At 60.0% G+C, this 24106-nt stretch carries 21 protein-coding genes; 20 read left to right on the top strand and 1 reads right to left on the bottom strand.

Features of this window, described 5'->3' with window-relative positions:
* Positions 1-20: 20 nt before the first annotated feature.
* From bamA to ispD, 15 genes are all read left to right on the top strand, one after another.
* Positions 21-2396 (top strand): outer membrane protein assembly factor BamA, encoded by a 2376-nt coding sequence (gene bamA / locus BLU24_RS22980; RefSeq protein ID WP_090282005.1) that lies wholly within the window; start codon positions 21-23, stop codon positions 2394-2396.
* 45 nt (positions 2397-2441) lie between these two features.
* Positions 2442-2945 (top strand): OmpH family outer membrane protein, encoded by a 504-nt coding sequence (locus BLU24_RS22975; RefSeq protein WP_003222140.1) that lies wholly within the window; start codon positions 2442-2444, stop codon positions 2943-2945.
* Positions 2946-2948: 3 nt separating this feature from the next.
* Positions 2949-4004 carry a UDP-3-O-(3-hydroxymyristoyl)glucosamine N-acyltransferase gene (gene lpxD, locus BLU24_RS22970; RefSeq protein WP_093104253.1) on the top strand — a complete coding sequence of 352 codons (1056 nt, stop codon included), beginning with the start codon at positions 2949-2951 and terminating at the stop codon, positions 4002-4004.
* 106 nt (positions 4005-4110) lie between these two features.
* Positions 4111-4551, top strand: a complete 441-nt coding sequence (gene fabZ / locus BLU24_RS22965) for a 3-hydroxyacyl-ACP dehydratase FabZ (RefSeq protein ID WP_090282007.1) — start codon at positions 4111-4113, stop codon at positions 4549-4551.
* Positions 4548-5324 carry an acyl-ACP--UDP-N-acetylglucosamine O-acyltransferase gene (gene lpxA, locus BLU24_RS22960; RefSeq protein ID WP_093104250.1) on the top strand — a complete coding sequence of 259 codons (777 nt, stop codon included), beginning with the start codon at positions 4548-4550 and terminating at the stop codon, positions 5322-5324. Before fabZ ends, lpxA begins: the two co-directional genes overlap by 4 nt.
* A 2-nt stretch (positions 5325-5326) precedes the next feature.
* Positions 5327-6457 carry a lipid-A-disaccharide synthase gene (lpxB, locus tag BLU24_RS22955; protein WP_093104247.1) on the top strand — a complete coding sequence of 377 codons (1131 nt, stop codon included), beginning with the start codon at positions 5327-5329 and terminating at the stop codon, positions 6455-6457.
* 11 nt (positions 6458-6468) lie between these two features.
* A complete protein-coding gene (rnhB, locus tag BLU24_RS22950) occupies positions 6469-7095 on the top strand; it encodes a ribonuclease HII (protein ID WP_090282010.1) in 627 nt (208 codons plus the stop codon).
* A 76-nt stretch (positions 7096-7171) separates the two neighbouring features.
* Positions 7172-10693 (top strand): DNA polymerase III subunit alpha, encoded by a 3522-nt coding sequence (dnaE, locus tag BLU24_RS22945; protein WP_093104245.1) that lies wholly within the window; start codon positions 7172-7174, stop codon positions 10691-10693.
* A 139-nt stretch (positions 10694-10832) separates the two neighbouring features.
* A complete protein-coding gene (locus BLU24_RS22940) occupies positions 10833-11780 on the top strand; it encodes an acetyl-CoA carboxylase carboxyltransferase subunit alpha (protein WP_038357918.1) in 948 nt (315 codons plus the stop codon).
* Between the two features lie 131 nt (positions 11781-11911).
* Complete coding sequence (gene tilS, locus BLU24_RS22935) at positions 11912-13240, top strand: tRNA lysidine(34) synthetase TilS (RefSeq protein WP_093104242.1); 1329 nt, start codon at positions 11912-11914, stop codon at positions 13238-13240.
* 274 nt (positions 13241-13514) lie between these two features.
* A complete protein-coding gene (locus tag BLU24_RS22930; protein WP_090282014.1) occupies positions 13515-15146 on the top strand; it encodes a CTP synthase in 1632 nt (543 codons plus the stop codon).
* Between the two features lie 5 nt (positions 15147-15151).
* Positions 15152-15997, top strand: coding sequence for a 3-deoxy-8-phosphooctulonate synthase (kdsA, locus tag BLU24_RS22925; protein WP_007954807.1), 846 nt, complete (start codon positions 15152-15154; stop codon positions 15995-15997).
* Positions 15998-16153: 156 nt separating this feature from the next.
* A complete protein-coding gene (gene eno / locus BLU24_RS22920; protein ID WP_093104240.1) occupies positions 16154-17443 on the top strand; it encodes a phosphopyruvate hydratase in 1290 nt (429 codons plus the stop codon).
* A gap of 171 nt (positions 17444-17614) precedes the next feature.
* Positions 17615-17893 (top strand): cell division protein FtsB, encoded by a 279-nt coding sequence (gene ftsB / locus BLU24_RS22915; protein ID WP_007964293.1) that lies wholly within the window; start codon positions 17615-17617, stop codon positions 17891-17893.
* Positions 17890-18597 carry a 2-C-methyl-D-erythritol 4-phosphate cytidylyltransferase gene (gene ispD / locus BLU24_RS22910; RefSeq protein ID WP_093104237.1) on the top strand — a complete coding sequence of 236 codons (708 nt, stop codon included), beginning with the start codon at positions 17890-17892 and terminating at the stop codon, positions 18595-18597. Before ftsB ends, ispD begins: the two co-directional genes overlap by 4 nt.
* 112 nt (positions 18598-18709) lie before the next feature.
* Here ispD and BLU24_RS22905 read toward each other — a convergent pair whose 3' ends face one another.
* The gene (locus BLU24_RS22905) at positions 18710-19606 is read right to left on the bottom strand and encodes a LysR substrate-binding domain-containing protein (protein WP_093104234.1); all 897 of its coding nucleotides are present in this window, start codon (positions 19604-19606) and stop codon (positions 18710-18712) included.
* 116 nt (positions 19607-19722) lie between these two features.
* On the opposite strand from BLU24_RS22905, the gene BLU24_RS22900 reads away from it, so the two are divergent.
* From BLU24_RS22900 to surE, 5 genes are all read left to right on the top strand, one after another.
* Positions 19723-20835 carry an S-(hydroxymethyl)glutathione dehydrogenase/class III alcohol dehydrogenase gene (locus BLU24_RS22900; RefSeq protein WP_090282018.1) on the top strand — a complete coding sequence of 371 codons (1113 nt, stop codon included), beginning with the start codon at positions 19723-19725 and terminating at the stop codon, positions 20833-20835.
* A 96-nt stretch (positions 20836-20931) separates the two neighbouring features.
* Entirely contained in the window at positions 20932-21777 is an 846-nt protein-coding gene (gene fghA, locus BLU24_RS22895; protein ID WP_093104231.1) for an S-formylglutathione hydrolase, read from the top strand.
* Positions 21778-21831: 54 nt separating this feature from the next.
* Positions 21832-22305, top strand: a complete 474-nt coding sequence (gene ispF / locus BLU24_RS22890) for a 2-C-methyl-D-erythritol 2,4-cyclodiphosphate synthase (RefSeq protein ID WP_020795989.1) — start codon at positions 21832-21834, stop codon at positions 22303-22305.
* A complete protein-coding gene (gene truD / locus BLU24_RS22885; protein ID WP_090282020.1) occupies positions 22302-23360 on the top strand; it encodes a tRNA pseudouridine(13) synthase TruD in 1059 nt (352 codons plus the stop codon). The genes ispF and truD overlap by 4 nt, the downstream gene beginning before the upstream one ends.
* A complete protein-coding gene (gene surE, locus BLU24_RS22880; RefSeq protein WP_090282021.1) occupies positions 23348-24097 on the top strand; it encodes a 5'/3'-nucleotidase SurE in 750 nt (249 codons plus the stop codon). Before truD ends, surE begins: the two co-directional genes overlap by 13 nt.
* Positions 24098-24106: the final 9 nt, after the last annotated feature.

The following is a 24106-nucleotide window of genomic DNA, read 5'->3' as shown; positions in this document are numbered from 1 at the left end:
TTGGAATAAGAAAGGACTTCATGAAACGTCTGCTGCTAACTGCGGTTCTCACCGTATTGATGATCGCCGAAGTTCACGCCGAGTCCTTCACTATCTCTGATATTCGCGTCAATGGCCTCCAGCGGGTCTCCGCGGGTAGTGTCTTTGGTGCCTTGCCGTTGAACGTCGGCGAGCAGGCGGATGATCGTCGCCTGGTGGAATCCACTCGTGCGCTGTTCAAAACCGGTTTCTTTCAAGATATCCAGCTGGGCCGCGAAGGCAACGTTCTGGTGATTACGGTCGTCGAACGTCCGTCGGTTGCCAGTATCGAGATCGAAGGCAACAAGGCGATCTCGACCGAAGACCTGATGAAAGGCCTCAAGCAGTCGGGTCTGGCCGAAGGCGAGATCTTCCAGCGCGCCACCCTCGAAGGTGTGCGTAACGAACTGCAGCGTCAGTACGTAGCGCAGGGTCGTTACTCGGCTACCGTCGATACCGAAGTGGTCTCGCAACCGCGCAACCGTGTTGGTCTGAAAGTGAAGATCAACGAAGGTACCGTTGCCGCGATTCAGCACATCAACGTGGTCGGCAACACGGTGTTCCCCGAGGAAGACCTGACCGACCTGTTCGAACTGAAAACCACCAACTGGCTGTCGTTCTTCAAGAACGATGACAAATATGCCCGTGAAAAACTGTCCGGTGACCTGGAGCGTCTGCGTTCCTACTACCTGGACCGTGGCTATATCAACATGGACATCGCTTCGACCCAGGTGTCGATCACCCCGGACAAGAAGCACGTCTATATCACCGTCAACGTCACCGAAGGCGAGAAGTACACCGTTCGCGACGTCAAGCTCAGCGGTGATCTGAAAGTCCCTGAAGACCAGATCAAGTCCCTGCTGCTGGTGCAGAAGGGCCAGGTGTTCTCGCGCAAGCTGATGACCACCACTTCCGAACTGATCACCCGCCGTCTGGGTAACGAGGGTTACACCTTCGCCAACGTCAACGGCGTGCCTCAGCCGCATGATGACGACCACACCGTCGATATCCTGTTCGCGGTCGATCCGGGCAAGCGTGCCTACGTCAATCGCATCAACTTCCGTGGCAACACCAAGTCCGAGGACGAAGTGCTGCGTCGCGAAATGCGTCAGATGGAAGGTGGCTGGGCTTCGACCTACCTGATCGACCAGTCCAAGACCCGTCTTGAGCGTCTGGGCTTCTTCAAGGAAGTCAACGTCGAGACCCCGGCTGTTCCGGGCGTAGATGACCAGGTCGACGTGAACTACGCCGTAGAAGAACAGGCGTCCGGTTCGATTACCGCCAGCGTTGGTTTCGCCCAGAGTGCCGGTCTGATCCTCGGTGGTTCGATCACCCAGAACAACTTCCTCGGTACCGGTAACCGCGTCAGCATCGGTCTGACCCGCAGCGAATACCAGAGCCGCTACAACTTCGGCTACGTTGACCCCTACTGGACCGCCGATGGCGTGAGCCTGGGCTACAACGCGTTCTATCGCACCACCGACTACGATGAACTCGATGCCGATATCTCGAGCTACGCCGTAGACAGCCTGGGTGCCGGTGTGAACATTGGCTATCCGATCAGCGAGACTTCGCGTCTGACGTTCGGTCTGTCCGCCCAGCAGGACACGATCAACACCGGTCGTTACACCGTTGACGAGATTTTCGACTTCGTCGAGAAGGAAGGCGACAGCTACCTGAACTTCAAGGCTTCGGCCGGCTGGTCCGAGTCGACCCTGAACAAGGGCGTACTGCCGACCCGTGGTCGTTCCCAGAGCCTGACCCTGGAAAGCACCATTCCGGGCAGCGACCTGTCGTTCTTCAAGCTCGACTACCGTGGTCAGTTGTTCCAGCCGATCACTGAAAACTACACCCTGCGCCTGCATACCGAACTGGGTTATGGCGACGGTTATGGTTCGACCGATGGCTTGCCGTTCTATGAGAACTACTATGCGGGTGGTTTCAACTCGGTGCGCGGCTTCAAGGACAGCACCCTCGGTCCGCGCAGTACGCCGAGCCGTGGTACCAACCCGGGCACTATCGCGGACCCGGACCAGGATCCACTGCCGTTCGGTGGTAACGTCCTGATCCAGGGTGGCGTGGAAGTCCTGTTCCCGCTGCCGTTCGTGAAAGATCAGCGCTCCCTGCGTACCTCGGTATTCTGGGATGTCGGTAACGTATTTGACTCGCAGTGCAAGGACACTACGAACGCTAACGGTTCGTCGTCCAACACCAAGTGCAACGACATCAGTCTGAGCAACATGGCCAGTTCCGTGGGTGTGGGTGTGACCTGGGTCACCGCACTGGGTCCTCTGAGCTTCGCGTTGGCCATGCCGATCAAGAAACCGGATGACGCTGAAACTCAAGTGTTCCAATTCTCCCTCGGCCAGACGTTCTAAGCGTCTGACCCAAGATAACGACAATGGATTTTGTAGGAGTGCATCGTGCGTAAGTTGACTCAATTGGTTCTCCTGGCCTCCGTACTGGTGGCAGGCCCGGCATTTGCCGACATGAAAATTGCCGTTCTGAACTATCAAATGGCTCTGCTGGAATCCGACGCGGCGAAGAAATACGCCGTGGATGCCGAGAAGAAATTCGGTCCGCAACTGACCAAGCTGAAGACTCTGGAAAGCAGCGCCAAGGGCATTCAGGATCGTCTGATGGCCGGTGGCGACAAGATGCAGCAAGGTGAGCGTGAGCGTCTGGAGCTGGAATTCAAGCAAAAGGCCCGTGACTTCCAGTTCCAGTCCAAAGAGCTGAACGAAGCCAAAGCTGTTGCCGACCGCGAAATGCTCAAGCAACTGAAGCCGAAACTGGACAGCGCTGTGGAAGAAGTCATCAAGAAAGGTGGTTTTGACCTGGTGTTCGAGCGTGGCGCAGTGATCGATGTCAAACCGCAGTACGACATCACGCGCCAGGTTATCGAGCGCATGAATCAGCTGAAGTAACCCATGACTGTGACCATCAAGCTCGGCCAGTTGGCCGAGTTCCTCGGCGCCACCCTGCGTGGCGACCCCGAGAAGCAAATTACTGGGCTAGCCACTTTGCAAGAGGCTGGCCCAGCTCAGTTGAGCTTTCTGGCAAACCCTCAATACCGCAAATACCTGGCGGGCTCGCAGGCGGCAGCATTGCTGCTCAAGGAAGCCGACGCCGAAGGTTATGCCGGTAATGCGCTGGTGGTACCGGATCCTTATCTGGCCTATGCGCGCCTCTCGCATTTGTTCGATCCCAAGCCGAAAGCGCCCGCGGGTATCCACCCTTCAGCGGTGATCGCTGCGGACGCGGTGGTTGATCCAACCGCCAGCATCGGGCCGTTTGTGGTGATCGAGGCTGGCGCGCGGATCGGCGCACAAGTGACCCTTGGCGCGCATTGCGTTATCGGTGCGCGCAGCGAAATCGGCGAGGGCGGCTGGCTCGCTCCGCGCGTGACGCTGTATCACGACGTGCACATTGGCAAGCGTGTGGTTATTCAGTCCGGCGCGGTGCTCGGTGGCGAGGGCTTCGGCTTCGCCAATGAGAAGGGCATCTGGCAGAAGATCGCACAGATCGGTGGCGTGACCATCGGCGACGATGTCGAGATTGGCGTGAACACCGCCATCGACCGCGGCGCCCTGGCTGATACCGTGATCGGCAATGGTGTGAAGCTCGACAACCAGATTCAGATCGCGCACAACGTTCAGGTCGGTGATCACACCGCCATGGCCGCGTGCGTGGGGATCTCCGGCAGCACCAAAATCGGCAAGCACTGCATGCTCGCCGGCGGTGTCGGTCTGGTTGGCCACATTGATATTTGCGACAACGTTTTCCTGACCGGAATGACGATGGTGACCCACTCGATTACCGAGCCGGGTGCCTATTCTTCCGGCACAGCCATGCAACCGGCGGCCGAATGGCGCAAAAGCGCGGCCCGTATCCGTCAGCTCGATGACATCGCGCGACGGCTCAAACAGCTGGAAAAGCGCGTAGGGGAAGTGACCCCTGACGGCAATGCTTCATCTGATGGCTGATACCATTTCCATATCAAGTGTGTGCAGCCTCTGGACTGCCTCGTTGATTTGCTAGAGGAGTGCACGTCAGTCGCGCTCCCAATCTTTACATAGGCTTCCCCCTGAAATGATGGACATCATCGAGATTCGCGAATACCTGCCTCACCGTTACCCGTTCCTGCTGGTGGACCGGGTGGTGGAACTGGACACTGAAGGCAAGCGAATTCGCGCCTACAAGAATGTCAGCATCAATGAACCGTTCTTCAATGGTCACTTCCCTGCGCATCCGATCATGCCGGGCGTGCTGATCATCGAAGCGATGGCTCAGGCTGCCGGGATCCTCGGTTTCAAGATGCTCAACGTCAAACCGGCCGACGGCACCCTGTATTACTTCGTCGGTTCCGACAAGCTGCGTTTCCGCCAGCCAGTCAAGCCGGGCGACCAGTTGATCCTTGAGGCGACCTTCATCAGTTGCAAGCGCAAGATCTGGAAATTCGAATGCCAGGCGTCGGTCGATGGCAAACCGGTGTGCTCGGCCGAGATCATCTGCGCGGAACAAAAAGTATGAGTTTGATTGACCCTCGCGCAATCATCGATCCGTCCGCCATCCTGGCTGACGGCGTCGAGGTCGGCCCGTGGTCGATCATCGGCGCAGGTGTGGAAATCGGCGAGGGTACCGTGATCGGGCCGCATGTGGTCCTCAAGGGGCCGACCCGCATTGGCAAGCACAATCGCATCTACCAGTTTTCCTCGGTAGGCGAAGACACCCCCGATCTGAAGTACAAGGGCGAAGAAACCCGCCTGGTGATCGGTGACCACAACGTCATCCGAGAAGGCGTGACCATTCACCGTGGCACCGTGCAGGACCGTTCGGAAACCACGCTGGGCGATCACAACCTGATCATGGCCTACGCGCACATCGGTCACGACAGCGTCATCGGCAACCACTGCATTCTGGTCAACAACACGGCGCTGGCCGGCCATGTGCACGTGGATGACTGGGCGATTCTTTCCGGGTTCACCCTGGTGCACCAGTATTGCCATATCGGCGCCCACAGTTTTTCCGGCATGGGCACCGCGATCGGCAAGGATGTTCCGGCGTTCGTCACCGTGTTCGGCAACCCGGCCGAAGCGCGCAGCATGAACTTCGAAGGCATGCGTCGTCGTGGTTTCAGTGAGGACGCGATTCACACCTTGCGTCGCGCCTACAAAACCGTTTATCGCCAGGGACTGACCGTCGAGCAGGCACTGGCCGAACTCGCCGAGCCGGCTGCGCAGTACCCGGAAGTCGCGGTGTTCCGTGATTCCATCCTGTCGTCGACTCGCGGCATCACCCGCTGACCATGGCCAGTCTGCGTATTGCGCTGGTAGCCGGTGAAGCTTCCGGCGACATTCTCGGTGCAGGTCTCATGCGTGCGATCAAGGCACAGCACCCGACAGTCGAGTTCATCGGTGTCGGCGGGCCGTTGATGCAAGCTGAAGGCCTGACGTCCTACTTCCCCATGGAGCGCTTGTCGGTCATGGGGCTGGTGGAAGTTCTCGGCCGGCTGCGCGAACTGTTAAAGCGCCGCAAGGAACTGATCGCCACGCTGATCGCCGAAAAGCCGGACGTGTTCATCGGCATCGACGCGCCAGACTTCAACCTCAATATCGAACTCAAGCTGCGTCAGGCCGGGATCAAGACCGTGCATTACGTCAGCCCGTCGGTGTGGGCGTGGCGCCAGAAGCGCGTGCTGAAGATCCGCGAAGGCTGCGACCTGATGTTGACGCTGCTGCCGTTCGAAGCCAAATTCTACGAAGAGAAGGGCGTACCGGTGCGGTTCGTCGGCCACACCCTGGCCGACACCATTCCGCTTGAAGCCGATCGTGCCGCGGCGCGGGCCGAACTGGGTTTACCCGACGGCCCGCTGGTGGCGTTGATGCCGGGCAGTCGCGGCGGCGAAGTGTCGCGTCTCGGCGCGCTGTTTCTCGACACCGCCGAGCGTTTGCGCGCCATGCGCCCGGGTTTGCGTTTCGTTATTCCGTGCGCCAATCCCGAGCGTCGTGCGCAGCTTGAAGAATTGCTCGCTGGCCGTGATTTGCCGGTGACCTTGCTGGACGGTCAATCGCATCTGGCGCTGGCAGCGTGCAACGCGGTGTTGATCGCCTCCGGCACCGCCACCCTCGAAGCGTTGTTGTACAAGCGACCGATGGTGGTGGCGTACCGTTTGGCGCCGCTGACGTTCTGGATTCTCAAACGCATGGTCAAGAGCCCGTACGTGTCGTTGCCGAACCTGCTGGCTCAGCGCTTGCTGGTGCCCGAGCTGTTGCAGGATGATGCGACAGTCGAGGCGCTGGCGTTGACGCTTTCCCCGTTGATCGACGGTGGCGAAGAGCAGACCCGCGGTTTCGACGAGATCCATCGCACGTTGCGCCTGGATGCCTCCAATCAGGCGGCGGATGCCGTCCTCAACCTGATCGGTCAAACACGATGAGCAAGACAAGCATGCAGATGGGCCTGGATTTCACCCTCGTCGCCGAAGTCGAGCAACTGGTGGCCGGGGTTGACGAAGTCGGTCGCGGCCCGTTGTGCGGTGCGGTGGTGACGGCGGCGGTGATCCTCGATCCGAACCGGCCGATCCTCGGTCTGGACGACTCGAAGAAACTCACCGAAGCCAAGCGTGAAAAGCTCTACGACGAGATCTGCGAAAAAGCCTTGAGCTGGTGCATCGCCCGCGCCGAAGTCGAAGAAATCGATGAGCTGAACATTCTCCACGCCACCATGCTGGCCATGCAGCGCGCGGTGGCCGGGCTGCACATCCAGCCGAAACTGGCGATGATCGACGGCAACCGCTGCCCGCACTTGCCTATGCGTTCCGAAGCGGTGATCCAGGGCGACGGCAAGGTCCCGGCGATTGCTGCCGCGTCGATTCTGGCCAAGGTCAGCCGCGACCGCGAAATGGCCGCTTTCGAACTGATCTATCCGGGCTACGGCATTGGCGGCCATAAAGGCTACCCGACGCCCGTTCATCTGGAAGCGCTGTCGCGGCTCGGGCCGACCCCGATTCACCGACGCTCGTTCGCCCCGGTGCGCCTGGCTTACGAGGCGCGGGAAGTGCTCACGCAGGTTTAGGCGCAAGGCTGATGTTTTATTCGAGGCCCGGTACAATCCGGGCCTCGTTGTCTCTATGTAACTGGACAGGATCACTATGCCGGCTTCATTCGTTCATCTACGCCTGCACACTGAATACTCCCTGGTCGACGGGCTGGTGCGGATCAAGCCGCTGGTCAAGGCGCTCACGGCCCTGAACATGCCGGCGGTCGCGGTCACAGACCAGAACAACATGTGTTCACTGGTCAAGTTCTATAAAAACACCATGGGCGCCGGCATCAAGCCGATCTGCGGCGCCGACCTGTGGCTGTCGAACAAGGATCCGGACGGACCGCTGAGCCGGATCAGCCTGCTGGTAATGAATGCCAAGGGCTATCGCAACCTCACCGAGCTGATCTCGCGCGGCTTCATCGAAGGCCAGCGCAACGGCATGATCATTGTCGAGCGCCAGTGGGTCGCCGAAGCCAGCGAAGGCCTGATCATGTTGTCCGCGGCCAAGGAAGGCGAGATCGGCATGGCGCTGATCGGCGGCAACCCGGCCGAAGCCGAGACGCTGACGCGTGAGTGGATGGCGGTGTTCCCGGACCGTTTCTATCTGGAAATCCAGCGCACCAACCGTCCCAACGACGAAGAGCAGTTGCACGGCGCGGTGGCCCTGGCCGACAAGCTCGGTGCGCCGCTGGTGGCGACCAACGATGTGCGTTTCATCAAGCAGGAAGACTTCGCCGCCCACGAAACCCGCGTCTGCATCGGTGAGGGCCGCGCCCTCGACGATCCGCGGCGCTCGAAGAATTACAGCGATCAGCAATACCTGAAAAGCGCCGAGGAAATGCTCGAGCTGTTCAGCGATATTCCCGACGCGATCGAAAACACCGTCGAGATCGCCAAGCGCTGCAACATCGAAGTCAAGCTGGGCACGCACTTCCTGCCCAACTTCCCGATCCCCGATGGCATGACCATCGACGAATATTTTCGCAAGGTTTCCTTCGACGGTCTCGAAGAGCGCCTCGCGGTGCTGCTGCCCAAGGACACCACCGAGGACTACGAAGCCAAGCGTCAGGTCTACGTCGACCGCTTGAATTTCGAGCTGGATATCATCATCCAGATGGGCTTCCCCGGTTACTTCCTGATCGTGATGGACTTTATCCAGTGGGCCAAGAACAACGGCGTACCGGTCGGTCCCGGCCGTGGATCGGGTGCCGGTTCGCTGGTGGCCTACGTACAGAAGATCACTGACCTCGATCCGCTGGAATACGATCTGCTGTTCGAACGTTTCCTTAACCCGGAACGGGTTTCGATGCCCGACTTCGACGTCGACTTCTGCATGGACGGTCGTGACCGGGTGATCGATTACGTGGCCGAGAAGTACGGCCGCAACGCGGTAAGCCAGATCATCACGTTCGGTTCCATGGCCGCCAAGGCTGTAGTGCGCGACGTGGCGCGGGTGCAGGGCAAGTCCTACGGCTTGGCGGATCGTCTGTCGAAGATGATTCCGTTCGAAGTCGGCATGACCCTGGAAAAAGCCTACGAGCAGGAAGAAATCCTGCGTGACTTCATCAAGGTCGATGAAGAGGCCGCGGAAATCTGGGAGATGGCGCGCAAGCTCGAAGGCGTGGTGCGTAACGTCGGCAAGCACGCCGGTGGTGTGGTGATCGCCCCGACCAAGCTGACCGACTTCTCGCCGATCTATTGCGACGAGGCCGGTGACGGCCTGGTGACCCAGTTCGACAAGGACGACGTCGAGGCGGCCGGTCTGGTGAAGTTCGACTTCCTCGGCCTGCGAACCCTGACGATCATCGATTGGGCGCTGAAAACCATCAACCGCGACCGCGCCAAGGTCAACGAGCCGCCGCTGGACATCGCGTTTATCCCGCTCGATGACAAGCCGACTTACAGCCTGCTGCAAAAAGCTGAAACCACTGCGGTGTTCCAGCTTGAATCGCGCGGCATGAAAGAGCTGATCAAAAAGCTCAAGCCCGACTGCCTGGAAGACTTGATCGCACTGGTGGCACTGTTCCGTCCGGGCCCGCTGCAGTCCGGCATGGTGGACGACTTCATCAACCGCAAGCACGGCCGCGCCGAGCTGGCGTATCCGCACTCGGACTACCAGTACGAAGGCCTCAAGCCGGTACTCGCGCCGACTTACGGCATCATCCTGTATCAGGAACAGGTGATGCAGATCGCACAGGTCATGGCCGGTTACACCCTCGGCGGTGCGGACATGCTGCGCCGGGCCATGGGTAAGAAAAAGCCCGAAGAAATGGCCAAGCAGCGCGGCGGTTTCATTGAGGGCTGCGCCACCAACGGCATCGACGCCGACCTTGCCGGTAACATTTTCGACCTGGTAGAAAAATTCGCCGGTTACGGCTTCAACAAATCCCACTCCGCGGCTTACGGTCTGGTGTCGTATCAGACGGCTTGGCTGAAAGCGCATTACCCGGCGCCGTTCATGGCTGCGGTACTCTCGGCGGACATGCACAACACCGACAAGGTCGTGACCTTGATCGAGGAAGTGCGCACGATGAAGCTGCGCCTCGACGCGCCGGACGTGAACACCTCGGAGTTCAAGTTCACGGTGAACGACGACGGCCGCATCGTTTACGGCCTCGGCGCGATCAAAGGTGTCGGCGAAGGCCCGGTTGAAGCCATTACCGAGGCGCGTCAGGCCGGTCCGTTCAAAGACTTGTTCGACTTCTGCGCGCGGGTCGACCTCAAACGCATCAACAAACGTACCCTCGACGGTCTGATCCGCAGCGGTGCGCTGGATCGTCTGGGCCCGTATTTCCACGACGAGCAAAAGGCTTATCAAGCCAATATCGACCGCAACCGCGCCGTGCTGCTGGCGGCGATGGAAGAGGCGATCAAAGCGGCCGAGCAGACCGCGCGCACCCACGACTCCGGCCACGCCGACCTTTTCGGCGGCTTGTTCGTCGAGGAAGATGCCGACGTTTACGCGTCCCATCGCAAGGCCAAGGAGCTGACCCTCAAGGAACGCCTCAAAGGTGAAAAAGACACCCTGGGCCTGTACCTGACCGGTCACCCGATCGATGAGTATGAAGGCGAGATCCGCCGATTCGCCCGTCAGCGCATCATCGACCTGAAACCGGCGCGCGACACCCAGACCGTGGCCGGGATGATCATTGCCCTGCGGGTCATGAAGAACAAAAAGGGCGACAAGATGGGCTTCATCACCCTCGACGACCGCTCCGGGCGGATCGAGGCGTCGCTGTTCGCCGAGGCGTTCCATTCCGCGCAATCGCTGTTGCAGACCGACGCTATGGTGGTGGTCGAAGGCGAAGTCAGCAACGACGACTTCTCCGGCGGCCTGCGCCTGCGGGTCAAGCGGGTGATGAGCATGGAAGATGCGCGCACCAACCTCGCCGAGAGCCTGCGCTTGAAATTGCAGACCCAGGATCTGAAAGGCGATCAGCTACGCTGGCTGGGGGATCTGCTCAAGCGTCATCGCGGGGCGTGCCCGATCACCATGGAATACACAAGTCCAGATGCGAAGACCTTGCTGCAGTTCGGCGAGACCTGGCGGATCGACCCGGCGGATACGTTGATTCAAGCCCTGCGTGACCAGTTCGGGCGAGACAACGTCTTCCTCCAATACCGTTGACCGGCGAGTGCCATCACTGCGCTCGCCCGCAACCTGAATTTTTAATCTCGACCTTAGCGCGCCTCTCCCTTAAGGTAGGGCGCGAATAGACAACCGGCCGGCCCAAGCTCATTTGGGACACGACCCAAGACGGACGCCTATGAACCCGAATTTTCTAGATTTCGAACAGCCGATCGCCGACCTGCAAGCCAAGATCGAAGAGTTGCGCTTGGTCGGTAATGACAATTCGCTGAATATCGGCGATGAGATCTCCCGCCTGCAGGACAAGAGCAAAACGCTCACCGAAGACATCTTCGGCAAATTGACCAGCTGGCAGATCGCACGCCTGGCGCGTCACCCGAAACGCCCTTACACCCTCGACTACATCGAGCACATCTTCACCGAGTTCGACGAACTGCACGGTGACCGTCACTTCTCCGACGACGCCGCGATTGTCGGCGGTATCGCCCGCCTGGAAGACCAGCCGGTGATGATCATCGGCCACCAGAAGGGCCGTGAAGTGCGCGAGAAGGTTCGCCGCAACTTCGGCATGCCGCGTCCGGAAGGCTATCGCAAGGCCTGCCGTCTGATGGAAATGGCCGAACGCTTCAAGATGCCGATCCTGACCTTCATCGACACGCCGGGTGCCTACCCGGGTATCGACGCCGAAGAGCGCAACCAGAGCGAAGCCATTGCCTGGAACCTGCGCGTGATGTCGCGCCTGAAAACCCCGATCATCGCCACCGTCATCGGTGAAGGTGGTTCCGGTGGCGCACTGGCGATCGGCGTCTGCGATCAACTGAACATGCTGCAGTACTCGACCTACGCGGTGATCTCGCCGGAAGGTTGCGCATCGATCCTGTGGAAAACCGCCGAAAAGGCGCCGGATGCCGCTGAAGCCATGGGTATCACTGCCGAGCGTTTGAAAGGCCTGGGCATCGTCGACAAGGTGATCGGCGAGCCACTGGGCGGCGCGCACCGTGACCCGGCTGCTGCCGCGGCATCGATCCGTGCCGAGCTGAGCTCGCAACTGGCGATGCTGAAGAAGTTCGATAACGAAGCGCTGCTCAAGCGCCGTTACGATCGACTGATGAGCTACGGTCTCTAAAGTCGAGCGCTACCCCTTGCAGGAGTGAGCCTGCTCGCGATAACGATGTAACATTCGACCCATGTGTTGACTGTTGCACCGCTATCGCGAGCAGGCTCACTCCTACATTCGATTGGGGCAAAGAGAAAGATATGGGCCCGTCCCCCACTGATTTGCCGTCCCGGCTATTGCCGAGCCTCGAACCCTGGCGCGACGCCGCTCATTGGCGCATCGCCTTTTCCGGTGGCCTTGATTCCACCGTCCTCCTGCATCTGCTCGCTCAACTCGCAAAGTCCCAATCCCTGCCTGCGCTCAGCGCCATCCATATCCATCACGGCCTTCAGGCTGCTGCCGATGCATGGCCGCAACATTGTCAGGCGGTGTGCGATGCGCTGGGCGTGCCGTTGATCATCGAACGGGTGAAGGTGCAGCCGGGCGCAAGCCTGGAGCGCGCGGCGCGGAATGCGCGTTATGCGGTGTTCAATACGCTGACCGAGCACAATGACGTGCTGCTTACCGGCCAACATCGTGATGATCAGGCGGAAACATTGTTGTTCCGGTTGCTGCGCGGCGCCGGTGTGCGCGGTTTGTCAGGCATTCCTGCGCAACGCCCGGTGGGGCAGGGCATGCTGGTTCGTCCGTTGCTGGATGTTCCGCGGGCCGAGCTGGAGGCTTACGCCAACGCCCATGAACTGGCCTGGATCGAAGATCCGTCGAATCAGGATCGGCATTTCTCACGCAATTATCTGCGCCATCAAGTCGTGCCGGCGCTGACCGAGCGCTGGCCTCAGGCGCAGGCAAGCATGGCCCGCAGCGCTGCGCACCTGCGTGAGGCGCAGGGTTTGCTCGATGAGCTGGCGCAGATGGATCTGGCGCAGGCTGGCACCGCGCATGACTTCGCATGGCTGGGACTGCCATCGCTGGAGATGGTGCCGCTGGCCGCGCTGTCTGTGGCGCGTCAGCGCAATGCCCTCAGCCATTGGCTCGAACCGCTGACCCGCTTGCCGGATGCCGACCATTGGTCGGGTTGGAGCAATCTGTGCGAGGCCGCTGCCGACGCTTCGCCCGTCTGGCGTCTGGCCGATGGTGAACTGCACCGCAGTGCCGGCCGGTTGTGGTGGCTGAATGGCCAATGGTTGCGCGCACCCGCGATCGGCGTCGACTGGCAGACGCCGTCGTTGACGCTACGCTTGGCCGATAACGGCAGCGTGATGTTCAGCGGATCGGCGCCTGACGGGCCATTGCGCATTGCTTATCGGCAGGGCGGGGAGGTCATGCAGATCGCCGAGCGCGGCCATCGTGATCTCAAGCGCTTGCTCAACGAGCGTGCCGTGCCGGGTTTTGTCCGTGGCAGATTGCCGCTGCTGTTTCGCGGCGATGAACTGCTCGCGGTGGCGAACCTGCCGGGGCTCGACGGCCCGGCGCAGGGTGGCTGGAAATTGCAATGGCAGCCAAGCGGTGAAGATCAAGGTTTGAGCTGAAAGGAGCATTCCGGTAGACTACGCTCCCTTCTTGATACAACTTCTGTGGATTCGCCTGAATTGCAGGAGTTGCCGATTACCAAGCAGTCTTTGCTGGGCGATTCCAAAAAATGTGTAGCGAGCAACGTACCGGTGTTTCACCTGCCGGTCTGTCCCAACGCGGCGGTTTTTTTGAAAGGTGCACTGTGATTAATGCAGGTGATCGGGGGCTTCGGCCTTCCTTCGCTTTCCCCGGCGGCTCGTTCCGCTTTAACGCAGACTTCTAGGGTTTTTCATGACGCGCTACATATTCGTCACGGGCGGTGTTGTTTCTTCATTGGGGAAAGGCATTGCCTCGGCTTCATTGGCGGCTATCCTGGAGGCGCGGGGGCTTAAGGTCACCATGCTGAAGCTGGATCCGTACATCAACGTCGATCCAGGCACCATGAGCCCGTTCCAGCACGGTGAAGTGTTCGTCACCCACGACGGCGCCGAGACCGACCTGGACCTGGGTCACTACGAGCGGTTCATCCGCACGACCATGACCCAGAACAACAACTTCACCACTGGCCGTGTCTACGAGCACGTGCTGCGCAAAGAGCGCCGTGGTGATTACCTGGGTGCAACCATCCAGGTGATCCCGCACATCACCGACGAAATCAAGCGCCGCATCATCAAGGGTGCCGGTGACGCTGACGTGGCGATGGTCGAAATCGGCGGCACCGTTGGCGACATCGAGTCGCAACCGTTCCTCGAGGCGATCCGCCAGTTGCGTTTCGAAGTCGGCGCCAAGCGCGCGATGCTGATGCACCTGACACTGGTGCCGTACATCGCCACTGCCGGCGAAACCAAGACCAAGCCAACCCAGCACTCCGTCAAGGAACTGCGTTCGATCGGCCTGCAGCCAGACGTGCTGGTGTGCCGTTCCGATCACCCGATCGACATCTCGTCGCGTCGCAAGATCGCCCAGTTCACCAACGTTGAAGAGCGTGCGGTGATCGCGCTGGAAGACGCCGACACCATCTACAAGATCCCGGGCATCCTGCACTCGCAGGGTCTGGACGATTTCGTCGTCGAGCGTTTCGGTCTGCAATGCAACAGCGCCGATCTGTCCGAGTGGGACGCGGTGGTCGATGCCAAGCTGAACCCGGAACACGAAGTGACCATCGCCATGGTCGGCAAGTACATGGAGCTGCTCGATGCCTACAAGTCGCTGATCGAAGCGATGAGCCATGCCGGCATCAGCAACCGCACCAAGGTCAACCTGCGTTACATCGATTCCGAAGACATCGAAAACCAGGGCACCGCGCTGCTCGAAGGTGTCGACGCGATCCTCGTACCGGGCGGCTTTGGTCTGCGCGGCGTGGAAGGCAAGATCACTGCCGTTCAGTATGCTCGCGAGAACAAGGTGCCTTACCTCGGCATCTGCCTCGGCATGCAAGTGGCGGTCATTGAATTCGCCCGTAACGTGATGGGCTGGAAAGACGCCAACTCCACCGAGTTCGACCGCGCCAGCGGCCACCCGGTTGTCGGTCTGATCACCGAGTGGGAAGACGCGACCGGTGCAGTGGAAGTACGTACCGAAGCGTCCGATCTGGGCGGTACCATGCGTCTCGGCGCTCAGGACTGCCTGCTCGAGCCGGGCTCCAAAGTGCATGACTGCTACGGCAAGGACGTGATCGTCGAGCGTCACCGTCACCGTTACGAAGTGAACAACAACCTGCTGCCACAACTGATCGAAGCCGGCCTGAAAATTTCCGGTCGCTCCGCTGATGCGGCGCTGGTTGAAGTGGTTGAAGCGGCCGACCACCCATGGTTCGTCGCTTGCCAGTTCCACCCTGAGTTCACCTCGACTCCACGCGATGGCCACCCGCTGTTCAGCGGTTTCGTCAAGGCCGCGTTGGCTCAACATCAGAAGAAGGCGTAACCCCGATGGCACAGAAGATCATCCGCGTCGGCGACATCGAGATTGCCAACGACAAACCCATGGTGCTGTTCGGCGGCATGAACGTGCTGGAAAGCCGTGACATGGCCATGCAGGTTTGCGAAGAGTATGTGAAGGTCACCGAAAAACTCGGTATCCCTTACGTGTTCAAGGCCAGCTTCGACAAGGCTAACCGGTCTTCTGTGACCTCTTATCGCGGCCCTGGCCTGGAAGAAGGCATGCGCATCTTCCAGGACATCAAGCAAGCCTTCGGCGTGCCGATCATCACCGACGTCCACGAGCCTGATCAGGCCGCGGTCGTCGCTGAGGTCTGCGACATCATTCAGCTGCCGGCCTTCCTGTCGCGCCAGACCGATCTGGTTGTCGCGATGGCCAAGACCAACGCCGTGATCAATATCAAGAAAGCCCAGTTCCTCGCGCCTCAGGAAATGAAACACATCCTGAACAAGTGCGTGGAAGCGGGTAACGATCAACTGATTCTCTGCGAGCGTGGTTCGAGCTTCGGCTACAACAACCTCGTGGTCGACATGCTCGGCTTCGGCATCATGAAGCAGTTCGAATACCCGGTATTCTTCGACGTGACCCATTCGCTGCAAATGCCTGGCGGTCGTTCCGACTCCGCCGGCGGTCGCCGCGCCCAAGTCACCGATCTGGCCAAGGCCGGCATGAGCCAGTCGTTGGCGGGTCTGTTCCTTGAAGCGCATCCGGATCCGGACAACGCCAAATGCGACGGCCCTTGCGCCTTGCGTCTGGACAAACTGGAGCCATTCCTGGCCCAGCTCAAAGCCTTGGACGAACTGGTGAAGAGTTTTCCGACGGTAGAAACCGCGTAAGACTCATTTCTCCGGTAAAGTACCGCACGATTTGTCGCTCATGCCCTCGGGCATGAGCGTTGTCGTCTGCAAGTCTGCCCGCTGTACTTCGCTTGCCGACGATTGAAGGTTTCCTCTAGCTGCGTCGTTTTCGTCAACTTTGGAGTGTTTACAACAATGGCAAAAATCGTCGACATCAAAGGTCGTGAAGTTCTCGACTCCCGTGGCAATCCCACCGTGGAAGCGGACGTGCTTCTCGACAACGGCATCATCGGCAGCGCCTGCGCGCCGTCCGGTGCATCCACTGGCTCGCGTGAAGCACTCGAGCTGCGTGATGGCGACAAGAGCCGTTACCTGGGCAAGGGCGTGCTCAAGGCGGTAGCCAACATCAACGGTCCGATCCGCGATCTGCTGCTGGGCACCGACCCAAGCGACCAGAAAGCCCTTGACCACGCGATGATCAAGCTCGACGGTACCGAAAACAAGGCAACCCTGGGCGCCAACGCCATCCTCGCGGTATCCCTGGCTGCGGCCAAGGCGGCTGCGCAGGATCAGGATCTGCCGCTGTACGCACACATCGCCAACCTCAACGGTACTCCGGGTGTTTACTCGATGCCGGTGCCAATGATGAACATCATCAACGGTGGCGAGCACGCCGATAACAACGTCGACATCCAGGAATTCATGGTGCAGCCGGTCGGCGCCAAGTCGTTCTCGGAAGGTCTGCGCATGGGCACCGAGATCTTCCATCACTTGAAAGCTGTGCTGAAGGCCCGTGGCCTGAGCACCGCAGTTGGCGACGAAGGCGGTTTCGCACCGAACCTGGCGTCCAACGAAGACGCGTTGAAAGTGATCTCCGAAGCGGTGGCCAATGCCGGTTACACGCTGGGCACCGACGTGACCCTGGCGCTGGACTGCGCGGCGAGCGAATTCTACGAAGACGGCAAGTACAACCTGTCCGGCGAAGGCCAGGTGTTCACTGCTGAAGGTTTCGCCGACTACCTCAAAGGCCTGACCGAGCGTTATCCGATCATCTCGATCGAAGACGGTCTGGACGAGTCCGACTGGGCTGGCTGGAAGATCCTCACCGACAAGATCGGCGAGAAGACTCAACTGGTGGGCGACGACCTGTTCGTGACCAACACCAAGATCCTCAAGGAAGGCATCGATAAAAAGATCGCCAACTCGATTCTGATCAAGTTCAACCAGATCGGCACCCTGACCGAAACCCTGGAAGCCATCCAGATGGCCAAGGCTGCCGGTTACACCGCCGTGATCTCGCACCGTTCGGGCGAAACCGAAGATTCGACCATTGCCGATCTGGCAGTGGGCACCTCGGCTGGCCAGATCAAGACCGGTTCGCTGTGCCGTTCCGACCGCGTATCGAAGTACAACCAACTGCTGCGTATCGAAGAGCAGTTGAATGGCAAGGCCAAGTACAACGGCCGCAGCGAGTTCCGCGGCTGAGTACAAACTGATGGAAGGACACCGGATTGTGTCGAAAAAGTCGTGACAGCGATGGATTTGCCACTAATCTGATGCCTTGAAAGCACAAGCCTGGATCTTTCCAGGCTTCGTGCTATCAGATGCTTCAAGTTTTCGCGTGGCGGTCTTTTTTCACTGGATACCTGATATTCGATGCGCAGTCCTTACTGGTTGTTTCTCGTTTTGCTCTTGCTGCTGGCCGGTCTGCAGTACCGCCTGTGGGTGGGCAACGGCAGTCTGGCGCAGGTCGCCGAGCTGAAGCAGCAGATTGCTGACCAACATGCCGAGAACGAAGGTTTGCTGGAGCGCAATCGCGTGATGGACGCGGAAGTCAGCGAGTTGAAAAAAGGCATGGAGACCGTTGAAGAGCGGGCTCGTCACGAACTGGGCATGGTCAAGGACGGTGAAACTCTTTACCAGTTGGCCCAATGATCGATTCCCTGCCGGCCTTCTGGGCCGTGATTCCTGCCGCGGGCGTTGGTGCCCGAATGGCCGCGGACCGTCCCAAGCAATACCTGCAACTGGGCGGGCGCACAATTCTCGAACACAGCCTCGGCTGTTTTCTCGATCACCCGAACCTCAAGGGGCTGGTGGTCAGTCTTGCTGTTGATGATCCTTACTGGCCGAACCTGGCGTGCGTCAGCGATCCGCGCATTCGGCGCGTCGACGGCGGCGCCGAGCGGTCCGCTTCGGTGCTCAATGCCTTGCTGCATCTGCATGCGCAGGGCGCCGATGATGAAGACTGGGTGCTGGTGCACGATGCGGCACGGCCCAATCTGAGCCGCGACGATCTGGACAAGTTGCTCGCCGAATTGGCGGTCGATCCGGTGGGTGGTTTGCTGGCGGTGCCGGCGCGCGACACGCTCAAACGCGTCGACAAGTCCGGACGCGTGGTTGAAACCGTCGATCGCAGTGTGATCTGGCAGGCGTACACGCCTCAGATGTTTCGCTTGGGTGCATTGCATCGGGCGTTGGCCGACAGTCTGGTGGCGGATGCCGTGATTACTGACGAAGCTTCGGCGATGGAGTGGGCTGGATTGAAGCCGCGTCTGATTGAGGGCCGCGCGGATAACCTCAAGGTTACCCGGCCGGAAGATCTGGAGTGGTTGCGCCAGCGCTGGGCTAACCGGCGCTGATCTTCTTCGCCTGTTGAGCCGCCATCGCGAGCAGGCTCACTCCTACATTTGAAATGCGTTCCCCTGTAGGAGTGAGCCTGCTCGCGATAGGGTATTTCAGGCAACGCATCACTCACTCTTGATACTCCGGCCGCTCAGCCAACCCAACCTTAAGAAAATCCACCAACTTGCGCACCTTCGGCGACAAATGCCGCTGCTGCGGATACAACGCCCACACCGCAGTATTCGGCGGCTGATGCGCCTCCAGCAGAGAAATCAGCGCGCCGCTCTGCAAATGCTCCAGCACGTAATAATCCGGCAACTGACACAATCCCACGCCCTGTAATGCCGCATCCAGTACCGCCTGGCCACTGTTGCAGCGCCAGTTGCCCTGTACCCGCTGGGAAAACTCGCGACCGTTCTGCTCAAGCTGCCAGATGTCCGAACTGCCGATCAGGCAATTGTGCCGACTCAATTCCGACAAGCTGTGTGGGCGACCATACCGTTCGAGGTAGGACGGTGATGCGCAGAGATACATGCGCCGGGGCGCCAGCCGTGTAGCGACCAATCGCGAATCCTGCAGGCGGCCGAGGCGAATTGCCAGATCCAGACCTTCATGGACCAGATCGAGCTGGCGATTGCTCAGCTCGATATCAACGCGCAACTGCGGATACAAACCCATGAAGCGCGTCACCAGCGGCACGATGAAGCGCTCGCCATACGCCACGGCGCAGGTCATGCGCAGCATGCCTTTCGGCTCGCTGGCCAGATCGCCGACGGCGCGCAACGCCTCTTCGCGGCCGTCCTGCAGACGCTGGCAATGCTGCAGAAAGGTCTGCCCGGCTTCGGTCAAGGTGACGCGGCGCGTGCTGCGATAAAGCAGGCGGGTCTGCAAACGCTCTTCCAGGCGTGCGATTTGACGACTGATGTGCGAGGACGAAACCCCTAGGCGTTCGGCGGCAGCGGTGAACTGGCTGCATTCGGCAACGGCGACAAACTCGTCAATGCCTTCCCAGCGGTTTTCCAGCATTGGGATTATCCCTGTATGGCAATAATGTTTTGCTTTCGCTCGGATTATTCATCAAGCGGCGCTGAACTACACTGCCTGTCTGGTTTTTTATTCAATGCATTCACTGGAGAGTCAGCATGATCAAGTCGCGCGCCGCCGTTGCCTTCGAGGCCAAGAAGCCGCTGGAAATCGTAGAAGTCGATGTCGCCATGCCGAAGGCCGGTGAAGTGTTGCTGCGCGTGGTTGCTTCCGGCGTTTGCCACACCGATGCCTACACCTTGTCCGGCGCTGACCCGGAAGGGATCTTTCCGTCGATTCTCGGTCACGAGGGTGGCGCCATCGTCGAAGCCATTGGCGAGGGCGTGACTTCGGTCGCGGTCGGCGATCATGTCATTCCGCTGTACACCCCGGAATGCGGCCAGTGCAAGTTCTGTAAGTCCGGCAAGACCAACTTGTGTCAGGCGATTCGCGCGACTCAGGGCAAAGGCTTGATGCCGGACGGTACTTCGCGTTTTTCCTACAAAGGCGAAACGATTTTTCACTACATGGGCACGTCGACATTCTCGGAATACACCGTGCTTCCGGAAATCTCCGTAGCGAAAATTTCCAGGGACGCGCCGCTGGAAAAGGTCTGCCTGCTGGGCTGTGGCGTCACCACCGGCATTGGCGCGGTGATCAACACGGCCAAGGTCAAACCGGGTGATACCGTGGCCATTTTCGGTCTGGGCGGCATCGGTCTGTCGGCGGTCATCGGCGCGGTAAAAGCCAAGGCTGCGCGCATCATCGCCATCGACATCAACCCGGCCAAGTTCGAAATCGCCAAACAGCTGGGCGCCACCGATTGCGTTAACCCGAAAGACTTCGATCGTCCGATCCAGGAAGTGATCGTCGACATGACCGATGGCGGCGTCGACTTCTCCTTCGAGTGCATCGGCAACGTACAACTGATGCGCGCAGCCCTTGAGTGCTGCCACAAAGGCTGGGGCGAGTCAGTGATCATCGGCGTCGCCGGTGCCGGCCAGGAAATCGCTACCCGTCCGTTCCAGCTGGTGACCGGCCGCGTCTGGCGCGGTTCGGCATTCGGCGGCGTGCGTGGTCGTACCGAGTTGCCAAGCTACGTCGATATGGCCCAGAGCGGCGAGATCCCGCTGGATACCTTCATCACCCACACCATGGGCCTGGAAGATATCAACAAGGCTTTCGACCTGATGCACGAAGGCAAGAGCATCCGTACCGTCATCCATTTCTAACAGCAGCTCCAGGTTTCAAGCTTCAAGCTGCCAGTAAGAGCGAACGTGCCTTTTCTTGTAGCTGGAAGCTTGCCGCTTGCCGCTGGGGAGAATCCCGTGAATCTGGAAAATATTTCCTGTCAGAAGAGTTTCGGTGGCTGGCACAAGCGCTATCGCCATCGCTCCGAAGTGCTCGATTGCGACATGGTGTTTGCCGTGTATCTACCGCCGCAGGCGGAGCAGGGCGGTAAATTGCCGGTGCTGTACTGGCTGTCAGGCCTGACCTGTACCGATGAGAACTTCATGCAGAAGGCCGGCGCCATGCGCATGGCCGCCGAACTCGGTCTGATCATCGTCGCGCCGGATACCAGTCCACGCGGTCCGGATGTACCGGACGATGCGGACAAGGCCTGGGACTTTGGCCTGGGCGCCGGGTTTTATCTGAATGCCACACAGCAACCATGGGCGCGGCACTATCGGATGCATGATTACGTTGTGCAGGAATTGCCTGCACTGGTTGAGGCGCATTTTCCGGCATCGGACAAACGCAGCATCAGCGGTCACTCGATGGGCGGCCACGGCGCGTTGATCTGTGCGTTGCGCAATCCGGGGCGTTATCAATCAGTGTCGGCGTTTTCGCCGATCACCAACCCGGTGGATTGCCCGTGGGGGCAGAAGGCTTTCTCCCACTATCTGGGAGAAGACCGTTCGAAGTGGAAAGAGTGGGACGCCTGCGCGCTGCTTGCCGACGCGAAGGAAAAGCTGCCGCTGCTGGTCGATCAAGGTGATCGCGATGATTTCCTTGCCACCCAGCTCAAGCCTGAAGCCCTGCAACACGCGGCAAAACAAGCGGGGCATCCGCTCGAGTTGCGCCTGCAACCGGGCTACGACCACAGTTATTTCTTCATCTCAAGCTTCATTGACGACCACTTGCAGCATCACGCGCGCGCTCTAGGCGCCTAATGTCCGTCAAAGCAGGTAGAATCACGCCCTGACAAAAATCGGGGCGTTTTTTTTATGCGTATTGGCCACGGCTATGATGTGCACCGTTTCGCTGAAGGCGATTTCATTACTCTGGGCGGCGTGCGCATTGCACACGGCTTCGGGCTGCTCGCTCATTCCGACGGTGACGTCCTGCTGCATGCCCTGAGCGATGCCTTGCTCGGCGCCGCAGCGCTTGGCGACATAGGCAAACACTTCCCTGACACCGACCCGCAATTCAAAGGCGCCGACAGCCGTGCGCTGCTGCGTCATGTCGTTGCGTTGATCCACGCCAAGGGCTGGAAAGTCGGCAACGTCGATAACACCATCGTCGCTCAGGCGCCGAAAATGGCCCCGCATATCGAATCGATGCGCGCGCTGATCGCCGCGGATCTTCAAGTTGAGCTCGATCAAGTGAACGTCAAGGCTACCACCACCGAAAAGCTTGGCTTTGTCGGTCGCGAAGAAGGCATCGCCGTGCATTCCGTTGCCTTGTTGCTGCGCGCATGAATGACCTGCAATTGCTCGGCCCGCGCGCCTATGGCGAGCCCCTCGGCACGGCAGTATTGAAAGCCATCGCGGAAGATTTCCAGGTCGATGAAGTGCTCGACATTCCGTTCAGCGGCGACGGCGAGCACCTGTGGATCTGGGTGGAAAAGCGCGGTCTGAATACCGAAGAAGCGGCCCGTCGAATCGCCAAGGCGGCGGGTGTACCGTTGCGCACCGTCAGTTATGCCGGCCTCAAGGATCGTCAGGCGCTGACCCGCCAGTGGTTCAGCGTGCAATTGCCGGGCAAGGCCGATCCGGATCTGTCGGCGGCGGAAAACGATACGCTGAAGATCCTCAAGACCACCCGTCACAAGCGCAAGCTGCAACGGGGTGCGCACTCGGCCAACGGTTTCACGTTGCGACTGACCCGGTTTTCCGGCGACAAGGCAGCGATCGAAGAACGTCTGCAACTGATCGCCAAACAAGGCATCCCCAACTATTTCGGCGCCCAGCGTTTCGGCCATGACGGCGGCAATGTCGTCGATGCCCGTGGCTGGGCGGCGCGCAAGGCATTGCCGGAGCAGCGCAATGTGCGTTCGCGGTTGCTGTCGACAGCGCGCAGCTTTCTCTTCAATAAAGTGCTGGCAGCACGCGTGGCCGACGGCACCTGGCAGAAAGCCCAGGTCGGCGATCTGCTCGCGTTCACCGATAGCCGCAGTTTTTTTCCTGCCGGTGAAGCGGAGTGCAGCGACCCGCGCCTGGCGATTCTCGACTTGCACCCGACCGGTCCGCAGTGGGGCGAAGGTGACTCGCCGGCGTCGGGGGCTGTCCATGATCTGGAGCAGGGGATCGCTGGCGCTGAAGCCGAACTGCGCGATTGGCTGGTCAATGCCGGAATGAGCCACGAACGGCGCATCCTGCGGCTGCCCATTGGCGGGTTGACGTGGCATTATCCCCAGCCTGACATTCTGCAACTGGAATTCGTCCTCCCGGCCGGATGCTTCGCCACCGTATTGGTGCGCGAACTCGTTGATCTGGTGCCGGTGGGGCAGACGGACAGCCCATGCGTATTCTGATTTCTAACGACGATGGGGTAACTGCACCCGGTCTCGCCGCGCTTTATGCTGCGCTGGCGGATTACACCGAGTGCGTGGTTATCGCCCCTGAGCAGGACAAGAGCGGCGCCAGCAGTTCGCTGACGCTCGACCGTCCGCTGCACCCGCAATACCTGGCCAACGGCTTCATCAGCCTTAACGGCACACCGACCGACTGCGTGCACCTGGGCCTCAACGGCTTGCTGGAGCGCGAGGCGGACATGGTCGTGTCGGGCATCAACCTCGGCGCCAACCTGGGCGATGACGTGCTGTATTCCGGAACCGTGGCCGCAGCCCTCGAAGGGCGTTTTCTCGAACGCCCATCGTTCGCCTTTTCGCTGGTTTCACGCCAGGTGGATAATCTGCCGACAGCGGCCCACTTCGCGCGCAAACTGGTCGAGGCGCACGCCAGCCTCGACCTGCCGCCGCGCACGGTACTCAACGTGAACATCCCCAATCTGCCCCTTGATCATATTCGTGGCATTCAACTGACCCGGCTCGGCCACCGTGCCCGCGCGGCGGCACCGATGAAAGTGGTCGATCCGCGCGGCAAGGCGGGGTACTGGATCGCGGCAGCCGGCGATGCCGAAGACGGCGGTCCGGGGACTGATTTTCATGCGGTGATGCAGGGCTACGTGTCCATCACTCCGTTGCAGCTCGATCGCACCTTCAACGATGCGTTCAGAAGTCTCGACGGCTGGCTTGGAGGGCTTAGCTGATGGCCCGCG

This window comes from Pseudomonas sp. Z003-0.4C(8344-21) (genome assembly GCF_900104975.1).
GTDB classification, from domain to species: Bacteria; Pseudomonadota; Gammaproteobacteria; order Pseudomonadales; family Pseudomonadaceae; genus Aquipseudomonas; species Aquipseudomonas granadensis.
This window is presented reverse-complemented; position numbering and strand designations above follow the sequence as displayed.

Bases quoted from the DNA above. Each gene is read 5' to 3' on its own strand.
- ispF (WP_020795989.1), top strand. From the start codon at position 21,832: ATGCGTATTGGCCACGGCTATGATGTGCACCGTTTCGCTGAAGGCGAT.
- surE (WP_090282021.1), top strand. From the start codon at position 23,348: ATGCGTATTCTGATTTCTAACGACGATGGGGTAACTGCACCCGGTCTC.
- lpxA (WP_093104250.1), top strand. From the start codon at position 4,548: ATGAGTTTGATTGACCCTCGCGCAATCATCGATCCGTCCGCCATCCTG.
- rnhB (WP_090282010.1), top strand. From the start codon at position 6,469: ATGCAGATGGGCCTGGATTTCACCCTCGTCGCCGAAGTCGAGCAACTG.
- lpxB (WP_093104247.1), top strand. From the start codon at position 5,327: ATGGCCAGTCTGCGTATTGCGCTGGTAGCCGGTGAAGCTTCCGGCGAC.
- eno (WP_093104240.1), top strand. From the start codon at position 16,154: ATGGCAAAAATCGTCGACATCAAAGGTCGTGAAGTTCTCGACTCCCGT.
- BLU24_RS22930 (WP_090282014.1), top strand. From the start codon at position 13,515: ATGACGCGCTACATATTCGTCACGGGCGGTGTTGTTTCTTCATTGGGG.
- bamA (WP_090282005.1), top strand. From the start codon at position 21: ATGAAACGTCTGCTGCTAACTGCGGTTCTCACCGTATTGATGATCGCC.
- ispD (WP_093104237.1), top strand. From the start codon at position 17,890: ATGATCGATTCCCTGCCGGCCTTCTGGGCCGTGATTCCTGCCGCGGGC.
- lpxD (WP_093104253.1), top strand. From the start codon at position 2,949: ATGACTGTGACCATCAAGCTCGGCCAGTTGGCCGAGTTCCTCGGCGCC.
- ftsB (WP_007964293.1), top strand. From the start codon at position 17,615: ATGCGCAGTCCTTACTGGTTGTTTCTCGTTTTGCTCTTGCTGCTGGCC.
- truD (WP_090282020.1), top strand. From the start codon at position 22,302: ATGAATGACCTGCAATTGCTCGGCCCGCGCGCCTATGGCGAGCCCCTC.
- kdsA (WP_007954807.1), top strand. From the start codon at position 15,152: ATGGCACAGAAGATCATCCGCGTCGGCGACATCGAGATTGCCAACGAC.
- BLU24_RS22900 (WP_090282018.1), top strand. From the start codon at position 19,723: ATGATCAAGTCGCGCGCCGCCGTTGCCTTCGAGGCCAAGAAGCCGCTG.
- BLU24_RS22940 (WP_038357918.1), top strand. From the start codon at position 10,833: ATGAACCCGAATTTTCTAGATTTCGAACAGCCGATCGCCGACCTGCAA.
- fabZ (WP_090282007.1), top strand. From the start codon at position 4,111: ATGATGGACATCATCGAGATTCGCGAATACCTGCCTCACCGTTACCCG.
- tilS (WP_093104242.1), top strand. From the start codon at position 11,912: ATGGGCCCGTCCCCCACTGATTTGCCGTCCCGGCTATTGCCGAGCCTC.
- dnaE (WP_093104245.1), top strand. From the start codon at position 7,172: ATGCCGGCTTCATTCGTTCATCTACGCCTGCACACTGAATACTCCCTG.
- BLU24_RS22905 (WP_093104234.1), bottom strand. From the start codon at position 19,606: ATGCTGGAAAACCGCTGGGAAGGCATTGACGAGTTTGTCGCCGTTGCC.